11 protein-coding genes and 1 tRNA gene are annotated in these 14178 nt (G+C 69.4%); 4 read left to right on the plus strand and 8 right to left on the minus strand.

The annotated features are described in order from the left end of the window. The 8 genes from VA596_RS06355 to VA596_RS06390 all read right to left on the minus strand — a co-directional run bounded on the left by VA596_RS06355 (position 1) and on the right by VA596_RS06390 (position 5598). Entirely contained in the window at positions 1-849 is an 849-nt protein-coding gene (locus VA596_RS06355) for an ion transporter (protein ID WP_323324380.1), read from the minus strand. A 36-nt stretch (positions 850-885) separates the two neighbouring features. Continuing rightward, the gene (locus VA596_RS06360) at positions 886-1479 is read right to left on the minus strand and encodes a hypothetical protein (RefSeq protein WP_323324381.1); all 594 of its coding nucleotides are present in this window, start codon (positions 1477-1479) and stop codon (positions 886-888) included. 71 nt (positions 1480-1550) lie between these two features. Next, complete coding sequence (locus VA596_RS06365; RefSeq protein WP_323324382.1) at positions 1551-2042, minus strand: hypothetical protein; 492 nt, start codon at positions 2040-2042, stop codon at positions 1551-1553. 63 nt (positions 2043-2105) lie between these two features. Next, positions 2106-2969, minus strand: coding sequence for an alpha/beta fold hydrolase (locus tag VA596_RS06370; protein WP_323324383.1), 864 nt, complete (start codon positions 2967-2969; stop codon positions 2106-2108). 89 nt (positions 2970-3058) lie between these two features. Then, positions 3059-4459 (minus strand): hypothetical protein, encoded by a 1401-nt coding sequence (locus tag VA596_RS06375; RefSeq protein ID WP_323324384.1) that lies wholly within the window; start codon positions 4457-4459, stop codon positions 3059-3061. Then, on the minus strand, positions 4456-4791 hold the full coding sequence (locus tag VA596_RS06380; RefSeq protein WP_323324385.1) for a hypothetical protein: 336 nt from the start codon (positions 4789-4791) through the stop codon (positions 4456-4458). Before VA596_RS06380 ends, VA596_RS06375 begins: the two co-directional genes overlap by 4 nt. Before the next feature lie 15 nt (positions 4792-4806). Continuing rightward, complete coding sequence (locus tag VA596_RS06385) at positions 4807-5358, minus strand: YbaB/EbfC family nucleoid-associated protein (RefSeq protein WP_323324386.1); 552 nt, start codon at positions 5356-5358, stop codon at positions 4807-4809. A gap of 167 nt (positions 5359-5525) precedes the next feature. Beyond that, a tRNA-Thr gene (locus VA596_RS06390) sits at positions 5526-5598 on the minus strand. A gap of 212 nt (positions 5599-5810) precedes the next feature. On the opposite strand from VA596_RS06390, the gene VA596_RS06395 reads away from it, so the two are divergent. The 4 genes from VA596_RS06395 to VA596_RS06410 all read left to right on the plus strand — a co-directional run bounded on the left by VA596_RS06395 (position 5811) and on the right by VA596_RS06410 (position 14153). Continuing rightward, positions 5811-6344 carry a TIR domain-containing protein gene (locus VA596_RS06395; protein ID WP_323324387.1) on the plus strand — a complete coding sequence of 178 codons (534 nt, stop codon included), beginning with the start codon at positions 5811-5813 and terminating at the stop codon, positions 6342-6344. Between the two features lie 7 nt (positions 6345-6351). Further along, a complete protein-coding gene (locus tag VA596_RS06400; protein ID WP_410171842.1) occupies positions 6352-10986 on the plus strand; it encodes an NACHT and WD40 repeat domain-containing protein in 4635 nt (1544 codons plus the stop codon). Positions 10987-11122: 136 nt separating this feature from the next. Then, positions 11123-12622, plus strand: a complete 1500-nt coding sequence (locus VA596_RS06405; RefSeq protein WP_323324389.1) for a threonine/serine exporter family protein — start codon at positions 11123-11125, stop codon at positions 12620-12622. A gap of 82 nt (positions 12623-12704) precedes the next feature. Then, positions 12705-14153, plus strand: coding sequence for an alpha,alpha-trehalose-phosphate synthase (UDP-forming) (locus VA596_RS06410; RefSeq protein WP_323324390.1), 1449 nt, complete (start codon positions 12705-12707; stop codon positions 14151-14153). Positions 14154-14178 lie beyond the last annotated feature (25 nt).

Below are 14178 nucleotides of genomic sequence, written 5' to 3' on the forward strand. Positions count from 1 at the left end.
TCAGCGTTTGCGGTGCAGCGTGTCGTATTCGTGGGCCGCTTCGCGCTGGGTCCGGGTGGGCAGCTTGTGCTGCTCGTCCTCGGCGTCGAGGTCGTTGAGTCCCAGTTGGACGGCCTGGCGGATCTGCTCGCGGTTGTCGCGGACGACGGTGGAGAAGAAGTCGTCGATCCGCGGGTCGAGCAGCACCTCGAGCAGGACGCGGAAGGACGTGTCGACGACCGTCCGCACGATCTCGTCGTGGAACGGCAGCCGCTTGAGCTTGCCGAGCTGCGGGTCGGCGGCAATCTTCTCGGCGATGATCGTGCGCAGTTCGTCCTTGTTGGCCCCGAGCGACTTGGCGAGGTTCTCGGGGTAGTTGCCGGTCTCGAGCACCTTGACGACCTCGTCGAGCACGGCGATGGTCACCGGCTTCTTGATGGCCTTCACGATCGGCTCCGACAGTTTGTCGACAAGCCGATAAGTGAACTGCTCCCCGACGGCCCGGTCCGCGGCCCGCCCGACCCGGATCAGCAACAGCACGACGGCGACGAACTTGTGCGAGGCCGCGACCGGGTGCGCGAACGGCACCATGGCGAACAGCTCGTACCAGTTGCGCACGAGGAACTTCTTGTCCCACTTGCGTTTCCGCCACCGCCACAGGAACTCGCCGAGGAACACGGCGCAGATCCCGCAGTCGACGTAGAAGATCACCAGCCCGGCATCCCGCGCGGGCGGGCTCAGGATCATGAACCCCAGCAACCCGACCGACCCGGCGGCCAGCACGAGCATGACCCAGTCGTCGGCACGCACGTTCCCGGGCAGAATCCCGCTGTTGAGCTCCGGCTCGCGCGCTTCGCGAAGGGTGGCCATGCCCGAATGATGGCACGCCTGACGCCCCGCAGCCGCTCAACGGCCCGGCGCGGTGGATCCCTCCGCCGGCGGCCGGCCCGCTCGTGCCTCGTCCGCGACCAGGCGGCCGATCTGCCACTCGTAGCTCTCCGGCAGGTCACCGATCGCAATGCCGATATCCGCCTTCGCGGCTTCGTAGAAGCGCCGACGAGCCTTGCTCGCCGCGGCGATCGCGTCCGCCCAGGACAGTTCGACCTCGGCACCGGCAGCGATCCGCTGCAACCGGAACGCGCTTTCGTGCCAGGCCCGCGCGGCGACCACGGTGCCGCCGGTACCCAGCAGCAAGACGGTCTCCCACTTCACGGTCCGTTCCTCTTCGGCCGCGGCCAGCAGGGGCATGCCCTCCTCCGGCGAAAGGCCGTCGATGTCCGGGTGGATCCCTCGGTGCGCCGCGATCCTGACGGCCAGGGTGCTGACCTTCTTGACCGCGAAGGCGTACTCGGCGTAGGCGGCGAGCCGTCGCTCGTCCCAGCGGACCGACTGAGCCCTGCGCCAGCGCGCCCGCTCAGCAGCCGACGTGGCCGCGAACGACGCGAGGGCACCGACGAGCACTCCGATCAACGTCGGCAGTTGCTGGAGGAACGTCTGCACGTGCGCCCGCCCGTCGTCTCGGCAACCCCGGTCTCCCGGTGGGTCGCCGCGCGCGGGTCCGGCGCTACACGTCAGCGGCACCGCCGTCGCCAATAGCTCCACGTGACCGCGCCCAGCAGCGGCGCCCACAGCAAGACCGGCAGGTAACAAACGATCAGCAGGACGTGCCCCGCCGGGTGGGAGAAGGCCACCTGTCCGAAGTCGGGGAAGTCGCGGAACGCGTAACCCCAGATCACCGCCAGCGCGACGGCGCCGAGCGACGCCGGCCCGATCGCCGCCCACGGTGCCACGCGGCGGCCGCCCAGCAGCGGAACCCAGGACAGCACCCGCTCGCCCCACGGCCGCACCAGCCCGAGCGTTAGCAGGGCCAAAGCCTCCGAAATCACGCTGAGCCCGACGATGTACCAGCCCTCACCGCCGACTTCGGCGTCCGCGACCCGCAGGCCGAGCGGGACCCCGGCGACCAGCGCGATCCGCCAGAGGCCGGACGGCAGCGTCACGAGCGGCACCAGGTGCGCGGCGATCACGGCCCAGCGGGGCGGCGTCCGCGTAGCGGTTGTCATGCACCCGATCTTCGGCGCTCGCCCCGCGCCCGGCCTCCCTCTCGAGGATGAGCCGCGGGGGAACTAGCCGAGCACCTCGTGCAGCCGCGCGGCGAAGGCTTCGGGCTTGCCCGCATACCCGAACTCACCGCTCAGGAAGCCGCCGTGGTGGCTCGGGAACACGATCGCCTCCTGGCCGAGCACCGCGGCCGCCGCCAGGGTCGTGCGGCCGGTGAAGGACTGGCCCGACTCCTCGGCGACCGCGATCACGACGCGCGTCGGCGCCTTTTTCAGGGCCTCCACGTCGAGTTCGTAGCTGGAAACCGCCCAGGACCGGTCGGACAGCAGCGGGTCGTCGCGCTTGCCGTCGTCCTCGGACGGCATGCCGAACTGGGCGGGGTCGGGCGCGGGCTGCGCGAAGTAGTCGTCGGTGTACTCGCCCTGCCACGACGACAGCAGCATGAACGCCGCCATTCCGGCACCGAAACCCTTGGCCTGGTAGGCCTCGGTCACCGCGTTGCGGGCCCGTTCGGCCGCCGCGGCGTCGGGCAGCACCGGGATCAGCGGCGGCTCGTGCGCGACGAGCGTGGTCACGTCCTCCGGGTACGCCGTGACGAACGCCAGCCCGGCGACGGCGCCCCCGCTGCTGCCGAAGACGTCGACCGGCCCGGCGCCGAGCGCCTGGACGATCGCGTGCAGGTCCCGGGCCTGGACGGCGGGCACGTTGGTGACGTCGCCGTCCTTCCGGACGCTGCGCCCGAGCCCCCGCGGGTCGTAGGTGACGACGGTCCGCTCGGGGAAGTACGAGGCGAGGGTGGTGAAGCCGCCGGCTTCCATGGGCTGCCCGACCATGAGCAGCGGCGCGCGGCCGCTGTCGGCGGGAGCGGGCCCGTGCACGTCGTAGGCGATGTCCGCCTCGGGCGTCTCGAGGATGTGGGTCGTGGCCATACCGGAGCTTAAGCCACCGAACCGCTCGCCGGGGGCAGGCGTTCCACGGAAGAGGCCGGGGTGCGGAACACCCCGGCCTCTTCGCGGTTCTACTGCGGCTGCTGCTGTTGCTGCTTCTTGTCTTCCTCGGCCCAGGCGGCCTCCGCCTGCATCTGGATGTCGGTGAGGCCGCGGTCGACCTGGACGATGTCCTTGCCCGCCCAGCCGACGAAGTTCTTGGAGCTCTTGGCGTCCGAGAGGGCCTTCATCATCGGGTAGTAGTCCGGTGCCTTGGCCTTCAGCCAGTCGTCGACGAACTTCATCTTCTTGTAGCTGTCGCCGAACTTCGTCTTCAGCCAGTCCTCGTGCTTCTTGATCGTCGAGATGTCCTGGTCGCTCAGCTTCGACTTCGGCGACGGCGGCTTGGGCGCGGGCGGCGGGTCCGCGGGCTTCGGCAGCGGGCGCGAGAAGTTCGGCGTGGTGCCGTCACCCGGGGGCCGGGTGCTGGGCGTGGCGCCGCCTCCGGGCGGGCCGTCGTGGGTGACGGCGGTGCCCGGCGGGGGCAGCGGGCGCGAGAAGTTCGGCGTAGTGCCGTCGCCCGGCGGCCGGGTGCTCGGCGTGGCGCCCCCGGGCACCGGCGGGCCGTCGTGGGTGACGGCCGTGCCCGGCGGCTTCGGCAGCGGCCGCGAGAAGTTCGGCACCCCGCCACCGTGCGGCGGCAGGTTGCTCAGCTCGTGACCCGCGCCCGAGGAGCCCGGCTTGCCCTTGACCAGCTTCGACAGGCCGGTGAGCCGCGCCAGCGTGCGCCCGGCGTAGGAGACGACCTTGGCGAGCTTCGCCATCATCGCCGCGACCTGCACCGAGACGGTCGCGACGCACTTGGTCACCCCGACGGCGATCGACGCGCCGAAGGTGGGGATGGCGAGCGCCAGCGCGATCAGCATCGTGGAGATGATGTCGCCGAGGATCGTCGTGATGATGTCGCGCAGCAGCGAGCGGACCGCGCCGATCAGCGCGCCGGTGGTCTCGACCATGTAGCCGGCGACGTCGGCCGCCTTGGCGTTGGCGTCGATCCAGCCCTTACGGTCGTTGATCGACTTCAGGAAGCTGTCGTAGCCCTTGCCCTCCCACTGCGTGATCGTCGCCTTGAGCGTGTCGTCCAGCGAGGTGCCGGTGTTGCGCAGCGACTCGCCGATCTTGTGCAGCTCGTTGGCGACCTTCGTGACCTCCGCGGGGTTGCCCGCGACCTGGTCCAGCGGCCACTTCAGGAACGAGACGTGCTCGATCAGCCAGCCCAGGCCCGCCGCGATCAGCTTCGCCAGCGGGTCCATGACGAACGCGACCGTGTCGAGCGCGGCGCTGATCACGTTGATGCCCAGCTCGACGCTGACGGCCGCGAGGTCACCACCGTGCTCGGTCTGGACCTTGCCGATCGAGTCGCCGACCTGCTTCCAGCTGTCGAAGACGCCGGCCCCGGTCGTGGAGTTCGACGCCGTGATGGGAACGGTCACTTGCCCAGCTCCGTTTCGAAGGTGCTCAAGCCCTGCGCCGTGTTCGCGTCGTGCGTCGAATACACGTCGGCGGCCTTCTTCACGTCGTCGGCGGACTTGCCGATGTCACCGACGAGCTTGTTGATCTCCCCGGTGATCACCCCCATCGTGATCCGCGAGGGCACGGCCAGCACCTGCGCGAGCAGGATGCCGAACGCGGCGTTGTCGAACCCGTTGGCGGCCTGCATCCGGTTCGCGGCGTCCTGCACCGCGGGCTGCGTGGTGCCCGACAGGAACCGGCTGAACTTCTGCAGCTCGGCCGGGTCGACCGAGAAACCTGCTCCGGAAACCACTGGATCTCCTCCGTACTACCAGGGGTTGCTTTCGCCGTCGTCCTCTTCCGGCGCGAGCCGGGGACGTCGACGCGGCGGCGGACCTTGCTGCGGTGGCGGCGGCTGGTGCGGCGGCGGCCGGTGCGGGGGCGGCGGCGGGACGGGCGGCCGGTCGTCCGCCTCCGGCATGAACTTGCCGCCGGGGCCCGGGGGCGTTCCCTCGTCCGGTTCGGGCGGCGCGGGCAGGAACTCGTCCAGCAGCTCACGGGCGGCCGAGCTCTCGCCGACCATGCCGCTGAACGCGTCGGCGACCTCGGCCGAGACCTTCTGCTGCGCGCGGCCGATCAGCTGCATCACCGTGCCGGAAAGCGCTTGCGGGGGACGGTCGTACGCGCGGGGGCCGAACCGCAGCTCCTGCAGCACTCCGCTCGGGCCGACGGTCACCGTGACGGCCCCATCCGGCGACTGCACGGTGGCGGTGGCGGCCCGGAGCCGTTCCTGGGCGGCCGCGGCCTGGGCCTTGATTCCCTCGAGCTCGGCGTTGAACGCGGCCAACGGATCGCCGTCGGGAGGCACTGACTGTGTCAATTTGTCCTCGTCGGGAGAAAAGGTGGGGAGCCGTTGAAGTCAATCAGTGGTCTTCAAACTCCAGATGACACGAACAGAGCCGCCAGCTGAACGTGAAGCGGCGCACCCACACACCAAGACGACCGGCGACCGGCGGCCGAACCGCAGGTCGAAGCGAACTTTCGAGGAGCCGCCAAGGGGGCTCGAACCCCTGACCTTCTGTTTACAAGACAGATGCTCTACCAGCTGAGCTATAGCGGCCTGGCGCCGCAGCGCCGACCACAGTGTATCGGAGCGCTTCCGCCACCCGAGCGCGACTCGACCGCGCCAGGCGGACACCAAACGGTCACCCATAGTAGTTGTCTATGACTTTTGAGTCAGACCACACGAGTCGCCGGACCTCATGCGGTACTCTGCGAGCCAACTGGACGTTTTTACGACGTAAAACGACAGCCGACGTTAGGAGAGCGGGCATGGCGACCGAGACGGAGCCGCGGGTACGTCTGACGACCGGCGAGTCGGGCAAGCCGCTGGTGCGGATGTTCCTCAGCTTCGCGAAGCGGGACGAGGCCGTCGCGCGGCGGCTGTGGGATCTGCTAGACGAGGCGACGGCGATCGACCGGGTCTACGAGTTCCGGCTCTGGCGGGCCGACGAGGCGATCCTGACGGGCGAGGAGTGGGACGTCCGCATCAAGGACGCGTTGACGAAGAGCGAGCTGGGGATCTTGGCGCTGAGCAACGCTTTCCTGGGCAGCAAGTACATCACCGACGTCGAAGTGCCGGCGCTGGTCGACGTGCCCGGGAAGCGCGCGCTCCCGCTGTCCCTCCGGCAGGTCGGCGGCAAGGCGGACTGGCACACCTTGAAAAACAAGCAGATCTACGGCCACCGGCTCCCATTCGGCCGAGTGCGTGGGAGCTCGGCCCAGGACGCGTGGGTGAACGGCCTGGTCGCCCAGCTGCACCGGGTGCTCGCCGAGTACGGCACGCCCGCCGACGGGACCTGGTGATCCGAGGATGCGAAGGATTCCGCCGACCACAGCCCGGAACCGGCTTCTCGGGGTACCGCTCAGCGAAGCGGACCGCGACGCCCTGGGCGTCCTGCTCGATGCGCTGAACCCCCAGCACAATGAGTTGTCCGTGCAGGAGGCGCAGGACCTGCTGTTCGCCGGCCGCTCCCCGGCCGCGGCGACGAAGGCGTTGGAGCGTCTGGTCAAGCTGGTGAACGTCACCGCCGAGATCGACGGTGTGGATCTGCGGCTGGAAGTCCGCGGCGCGAAGAAGCTGGGGGCGGCGGGGCGCACGCTGGGTTTCTCGGCCGAGCGCGTCGAGCCGGCCGCCGATCCCCTGCGTGAGCACGAGGCGGTCCGCGACGTACTCATCGAAGACCGGCAGGCCGCAATGCTCGGGCCCCGCCGGATCGTGCTCTGCAACGCGCCGAAGGACGACGAGAAGGCGGGACTCCTGTGGGACCTGCTGACCGACGCGCTGAACATCGGCCACTCGCGGATCGAGGTGTGGCGGACCGACCGGGACGCGCTGGCCGGTGACTACGCCGACCAGCGGTTCCGCCGGGAGGTGGCCGCCAGCGAACTGGTGATCGTGGCGCTGAGCAACTCCTGGGGGGACCGGTCCGCAATGAGCACGGTCGTCCGCGCGCGGCTCGCGGAATCGGCGGTCATCCCGGTGCTGTTGCGAGCGACGAGCACGCAGGCGGCCTGGCTCGACGGCCTGCCGACCTATCCCCGTTCTGACACGCCCTTCGCCGCTCAGCGCGCTGTCTCGACGCGGGACAAGTGGGTGAACGGCCTGGCGGAGCAGATCCACCGGAAGCTCGCCGCGGCCAGCAGCCGGGTGCCCGCGGCCGTGACCTCGAAAGTGGACAACATGGGCGACCACGACCTGAGGGCGCTCAAGTCCGGCAGCCGGGAGGGCGTCATCAAGCTGCAGGTCCGTCCGAGCACCATGGATCCGGACCTGGCACTCGACACGCCGGACGGCGACCGGCGGGTCGACGTCGTCGCTTTCCTGTCGAAATGGGCCCGCAATCCGGACAGCGCGCCGCTGGCGGCGTTGCTGGGTGAATACGGCACCGGGAAGACGATCACCTGCCAGGGGCTGACCGAGGTGCTGCGGACCGAGCGTACCGACAGGCAGCCGGAGCCGCTGTACTTCGACCTGCGCCGGCTCGGTAACGTGGAGCAGGGGGTGCCGACCCTGCCGGACATCCTCACCGAGTGCATCAAGCACGGCTGGTCGTCCGGTGATTCGGCGCCGCCGTCCGGCGAGGAAGTGCTGGCGTGGGCCAGGAAGTGGCCGACGTTGTTCGTCATCGACGGGCTCGACGAGGTCCTGGTCCGGCTGGACGCCGCACAGGGCATCGCCTTCACCCACGAGCTCCTCAAGCTACGGCCAATCCGGACCGCCGACGGGACCCGCGCCTCGTTCGCCGGCGTACACACGAAGGTCCTGCTGTCCTGCCGGACCCACTACTTCCGCTCGCTTCGCGAGCAGTCCCGGCACTTCCTGGAGCACGACCGCGACCTGGCCGGGGTCGAGGACTACGTCACGCTGTTGCTGCTGCCGTTGACGGACGAGCAGATCCGCAGCTACCTGGAGAAGGCGCTGCCCGAGCGGGACGCCACCCAGGTGATGGACATGCTGCGCGCGGTCCACGACCTGTCCGACCTGGCGACCCGCCCGTACACGTTGTCCAAGGTCGTGGCCCAGATCCCGTTCATCGAGAAGCGGTTCGCCCAGCAACGCCCGGTCCACGCGGCCACGATCTACCGGCAGGTCCTGCACGACTGGCTGGCACGGGACCACGGCAAGCACCGGATGCGGCCCGACCACAAGCTCACCCTGATGGCCCGGCTCGCCGCCTGGTCCTGGGAACGCGGTGACCGCCGGCTGGACAGCGCCGACCTGGACGACTGGCTCGACGAGCAGCTCGCCACCGACCTGGCGCTCAGCAGGCGGTACCAGCTGACTTCCCGCGACCAGCTCGAGGAGGACCTGCGCACCGCCACGTTCGTGGTCCGCAGCGACCGCAACGGCCCCGACCGGCCCGACTTCCAGTTCGCGCACAGCTCCATCCACGAGTACTTCCTGGCCCAGCACCTGTGCGACGCCCTACGCGACGACCGCCGTGCGGACTGGTGCCTTCGCGAGCCCTCGGTGGAAACGCTGGACTTCCTCGGCCAGCTGATCACCGACGACGAGCACCCCGAAACGCTCATGGCCCAGCTCGCCCGCTGGCGCGCGCCGTACCTGGCCGGGGCAAGCGAGCTGTGGCTGCGATACGCACTGCACGCCCGCGAGCACGATCTGCCGCACCCGACGCTCACCGGCAGCGACCTCAGCGGCGCGAAGCTGCGGAGCTGGCAGTTCACTGGCACCGAGGCCGAGCCACTCGCCTTCACCGCGGCGAATCTGACCGGCGCGGACCTGCGCGACACCCGCTGGGACGACGTCAACCTCACCCGATCAACCCTCGACGGCGCCCAGCTGGACCGCGCCGTGCTGCACCGCACGAACCTCACCGACAGCACCCTCCCTGACGCCAACCTCAGCGGGGCCTTCCTGCATTACTGCCGCCTCGACGGCACCGATCTGGCCGGAGCCAACACCAATCAGCTCCGCCACGTCGGCTCCGGCACCGACTTGCCCAGCCCGCCGGTTCCGGCCCGAACCAGCATTCACCTCCTCACTGAGCAATCCAGCGCATTGCGTGGGGTGGCGTACAGCCCAGACGGCACCCACATCGCCACCGCCAGCGGCGACAACACCGCACGAATCTGGGACACCACCACCGGCGAACACCAACTCACCCTCACCGGACACACCAACGAAGTAAACGCCGTGGCCTACAGCCCCGACGGCACCCACATCGCCACCGCCAGCGCAGATGACTCCGCACGCACCTGGAACACCACCACCGGCGAACACCAACTCACCCTCACCGGACACACCGGACCGATCTGGGGAGTGGCGTACAGCCCCGACGGCACCCACATCGCCACCGCCAGCGCAGATGGCACCGCACGCACCTGGAACACCACCACCGGCGAACACCAACTCACCCTCACCGGACACACCAGACCGATCTGGGGAGTGGCGTACAGCCCCGACGGCACCCACATCGCCACCGCCAGCGCAGATGCGACCGCACGCACCTGGAACACCACCACCGGCGAACACCAACTCACCCTCACCGGACACACCAACGACGTCAACGTCGTGACCTACAGCCCCGACGGCACCCACATCGCCACCGCCAGCGACGATGCGACCGCACGCACCTGGAACACCACCACCGGCGAACACCAACTCACCCTCACCGGACACACCAACACCCTGTGGACAGTGGCGTACAGCCCAGACGGCACCCAGATCGCCTCCGCGAGCGCCGATGGCACCGCACGAATCTGGAACACCACCACCGGCGAACACCAACTCACCCTCACCGGACACACCAACACCCTGCGAGGGGTGGCGTACAGCCCAGACGGCACCCACATCGCCACCGCCAGCGACGATGCGACCGCACGCACCTGGGACACCACCACCGGCGAACACCAACTCACCCTCACCGGACACACCGGACCGTTCAGGGACGTGAGGAAGGTCGTCTTTAGCCCAGACGGCACCCACATCGCCACCGCCAGCGGCGACAACACCGCACGAATCTGGGACACCACCACCGGCGAACACCAACTCACCCTCACCGGACACACCAACGAGTTGAACACCGTGGTGTATAGCCCCGACGGCACCCACATCGCCACCGCCAGCGACGATACGACCGCACGCACCTGGAACACCACCACCGGCGAACACCAACTCACCCTCACCGGACACACCAACACCCTGTGGGGGGTGGCGTACAGCCCCGACGGCACCCACATCGCCACCGCCAGCGACGATGGCACCGCACGCACCTGGAACACCACCACCGGCGAACACCAACTCACCCTCACCGGGCAAACCAACACCCTGTGGGGGGTGGCGTACAGCCCCGACGGCACCCACATCGCCACCGCCGGTAATGACTACACCGCACGAATCTGGGACACCACCACCGGCGAACACCAACTCACCCTCACCGGACACACCAACGAAGTAAACGCCGTGGCCTATAGCCCCGACGGCACCCACATCGCCACCGCCAGCGACGACAACACCGCACGCACCTGGAACACCACCACCGGCGAACACCAACTCACCCTCACCGGACACACCGGCCGCCTATGGGAGGTGGCGTACAGCCCAGACGGCACCCACATCGCCACCGCCAGCGGCGACAACACCGCACGAATCTGGGACACCACCACCGGCGAACACCAACTCACCCTCACCGGACACACCAACGAAGTAAACGCCGTGGCCTACAGCCCCGACGGCACCCACATCGCCACCGCCAGCGACGACAACACCGCACGCACCTGGAACACCACCACCGGCCAGCAGGATTGGCTCATCACATTCATGACAAACACCGCGACAGTGTCCTGGTCTCCCGCCGACAACCGGGTGCTCTCCATCACCGGTGACGCCTGGCGGTACGTCCGCGCCGCCTGCTTCGACGACCAAGACCGTTTCCTCGGCCTCCAGCCGTACGAGCGCTACTACCCGGCGGAAGACCCGTCTTAAAGATCCGCCGAACTGCACGAATCGGCTGGTCAGGTCAAGATGATCAGAACGTGGTGGACGCCACTCCATGATCCGTGCAACGGTCGGGGCGCGGGCGTCGATGGTCCTCGGGAACGAGCGAGGAGGTGGATAGATCATGAAGATCAACGAGCGCACCAACGGGGGCATGGCGACCAGATGGCCCCTGCTCGAACCTCCCGCGCAACGGCCACGCACCCACCGCCCGAACGTGCTGCGCCGCCGTCCGTGGCACGTGCTCGAGGCGCCCACCGGTGAGTTCCCGGCGGTCGACGCCGACGAGGCGATGGGGCCGCAGCTGCCCGACGACGCCACCGTCAACTTCGTCCTCGACCTGAGCCTGCGCATCGGCGAGGTCCAGATGGCCAGCGGCGCCGGCGCCTCGGACGTCAGCGCGACGATCATCGCCATCACCGCCGCGCTCGGGCTGCCGCACTGCGAGGTCGACGTCATCTTCACGTCGATCACCGTGACCTGCCACCGCGGCACCGACCTCGCGCCGGTGACCGCGCTGCGCGTCGTGCGCAGCCGCAGCCTCGACTACACGCGCCTGACCGAGACCGAGAAGCTGATCCGCCGGATCGTCCGCGGGCACCTCGGCGCCGAGCAGGCGCAGACCGAGCTGGAGCGGATCACGTCGGCGCCGCACCCGTACCCGCGCTGGGTCGCGACGCTCGCCTGGGGCGGGGTCGCCGCGTTCATCACCATCCTGCTCGGCGGCGGCCTCGACATCGCGCTCGTCGCGTTCGTCATCAGCGGCGTGATCGACCGGATCGGCCGGTTCGTCAACCGGTACTCGCTGCCGTTCTTCTTCCAGCAGGTGATCGGCGGCCTGGTCGCGACGCTGTCGGCGATGGCCATCGTGAGCAGCGGCCTGCTCACCACCGACCGGCCGACGCTCGTCGTCGCGGCCGCCGTCACGGTGCTGCTGTCCGGGCTGTCCACCGTCTCGGCGGTGCAGGACGCCATCACCGGCTACAACGTCACCGCGGCCGGGCGCACCATGGAGACGGTGCTGATGTCGGCCGGCCTGATCTCCGGGGTCGTGCTCGCCCTGCGGATCGCCGTGCTGATGAAACTGCCGCTCACCCCGCTGCCGGAGGTCACCGGCTCGACGCCGCAGGGTCTGCCGCTGGTCGTCATCGGCGGCGCGGGCGCCTCGGCCTGCTTCGCGCTCGCGTCCTACTCCAAGATGCGCGCCATGCTGGTCGCGATGGCCGCCGGCGCGATCGGCGCCCTGGTCTACGGCGGCCTCACGCTGGCCAAGCTCGACGGCGTCAGCTCGTCCGCGATCGCCGCGACGCTGGTCGGCTTCTGCGGCGGCGTGCTCGCGCGGCGACTGGGCGTTACTCCACTCGTCGTCGCAGTGTCCGGGATCACTCCCCTGCTCCCGGGCCTGTCCACCTATCGTGGTCTATACCAAATTGGGGTCGAGCCGAGCGGCAACATCTCCACGCTGATGACGGCCGTCGCAATCGGGCTTGCGCTGGCAGCGGGCGTGGTACTCGGGGAATGGCTCGCTCAACCGGTCCGCACCGGGCTGGGCAGGCTCGAACGCCGGTTCGCCGGGCCACGCATGGCCGGTCCGCTCGAACCGGCCGATCGGCGCTTGGAGTAACCCGACGGTCACCGGCTGTTCATCGCTCACGCGATAGGGTTTCACTCTGGGGCCGCGACCCGGGATTACGAGGAGCGAGCACGTGACTGAGACGCCGACGAAGGAGAACTCGAACCAGGCCGATTTCGTCGTGGTGGCGAACCGGCTACCGGTGGACCTCGAGCGCACGACCGACGGCCAGCGCCGCTGGACGGCCAGCCCCGGCGGGCTGGTGTCGGCGCTCGAGCCGTTCCTCCGGTCCCGGAAGGGCGCCTGGGTCGGCTGGCCGGGTGTGCCGGACGTCGACGTCGACGAGTTCGACGACGACGGCCTCGTGCTGCACCCCGTCTCGCTCAGCGCCGACGAGGTCCGCGACTACTACGAGGGCTTCTCCAACGCGACGCTCTGGCCGCTCTACCACGACGTCGTCGAGCGCCCGGTGTTCGACCGGGCCTGGTGGAACAGCTACGTGAAGGTCAACCAGCGGTTCGCGCAGGCCAGCGCCGAGGTCGCCGCCCCGGGCGCGACCGTGTGGATCCAGGACTACCAGCTGCAGCTGGTGCCGGCGATGCTGCGCGAGCTGAGACCGGACCTGCGCATCGGCTTCTTCCTCCACATCCCGTTCCCGCCGGTCGAGCTGTTCATGCAGATGCCGTGGCGCGCCGCGATCATCCGCGGCCTCACCGGCGCGGACCTCGTCGGCTTCCACCGCCCCGGCGGGGCGCAGAACTTCCTCTGGCTGTGCCGCCAGCTGATCGGCCTCGAGTCGACGCGCGGCGCGGTCGGCGTCCGGTCGCGGCCGGGCACCATGCAGGTCGGCGACCGGACCGTCCGGGTCGGCGCCTTCCCGATCTCCATCGACGCCGCCGGGCTCGACCAGCTGTCCCGCACGAAGGGCGTCCAGGAGCGGGCGGCGCAACTGCGGCGCGACCTCGGCAACCCGAAGACCGTGCTGCTCGGCGTCGACCGGCTCGACTACACCAAGGGCATCGACCTGCGGCTGCAGGCGCTGCACGAGCTGCTGCACGAGGGACGGCTCCAGCCGGACGACGTCACGTTCGTGCAGCTGGCCACCCCGAGCCGCGAGCGCGTCGAGCACTACCAGCGGATGCGCGGCGAGATCGAGCAGATGGTCGGGCGGATCAACGGCGAGTTCTCCCGCGTCGGTCACCCGGTCGTGCACTACCTGCACCAATCGGTCGACCGCACCGAGCTGGCCGCCTTCTTCACCGCCGCGGACGTCATGGTCGTGACGCCGCTGCGTGACGGGATGAACCTCGTCTGCAAGGAGTACGTCGCCACGCGGCACGACCTGGGCGGCGCGCTGGTGCTCAGCGAGTTCGCCGGCGCGGCCGCCGAGCTCTCTAGCGCATTCCTCGTGAACCCCCACGACTTGGACGGGGTGAAGGACGCTCTGGTGGCTGCCATTACGCTCGACCCGGCTGAGGGCCGTCGCCGGATGCGCGCCATGCGTCGCCAGGTTCTCACTCACGATGTCGACCGTTGGGCGCGCTCGTTCTTGCAGGCGTTGGGTGCCGAGGCGGTCGACTGACCACACGACCACGCACGAGCTCCTG

The organism is Amycolatopsis heterodermiae (genome assembly GCF_034929455.1).
Lineage (GTDB): Bacteria > Actinomycetota > Actinomycetes > Mycobacteriales > Pseudonocardiaceae > Amycolatopsis > Amycolatopsis heterodermiae.

Coding starts and splice junctions, on each gene's coding strand:
- VA596_RS06355 (WP_323324380.1), bottom strand. CDS start 849: ATGGCCACCCTTCGCGAAGCGCGCGAGCCGGAGCTCAACAGCGGGATT.
- VA596_RS06365 (WP_323324382.1), bottom strand. CDS start 2,042: ATGACAACCGCTACGCGGACGCCGCCCCGCTGGGCCGTGATCGCCGCG.
- VA596_RS06370 (WP_323324383.1), bottom strand. CDS start 2,969: ATGGCCACGACCCACATCCTCGAGACGCCCGAGGCGGACATCGCCTAC.
- VA596_RS06395 (WP_323324387.1), top strand. CDS start 5,811: ATGGCGACCGAGACGGAGCCGCGGGTACGTCTGACGACCGGCGAGTCG.
- VA596_RS06400 (WP_410171842.1), top strand. CDS start 6,352: ATGCGAAGGATTCCGCCGACCACAGCCCGGAACCGGCTTCTCGGGGTA.
- VA596_RS06405 (WP_323324389.1), top strand. CDS start 11,123: ATGAAGATCAACGAGCGCACCAACGGGGGCATGGCGACCAGATGGCCC.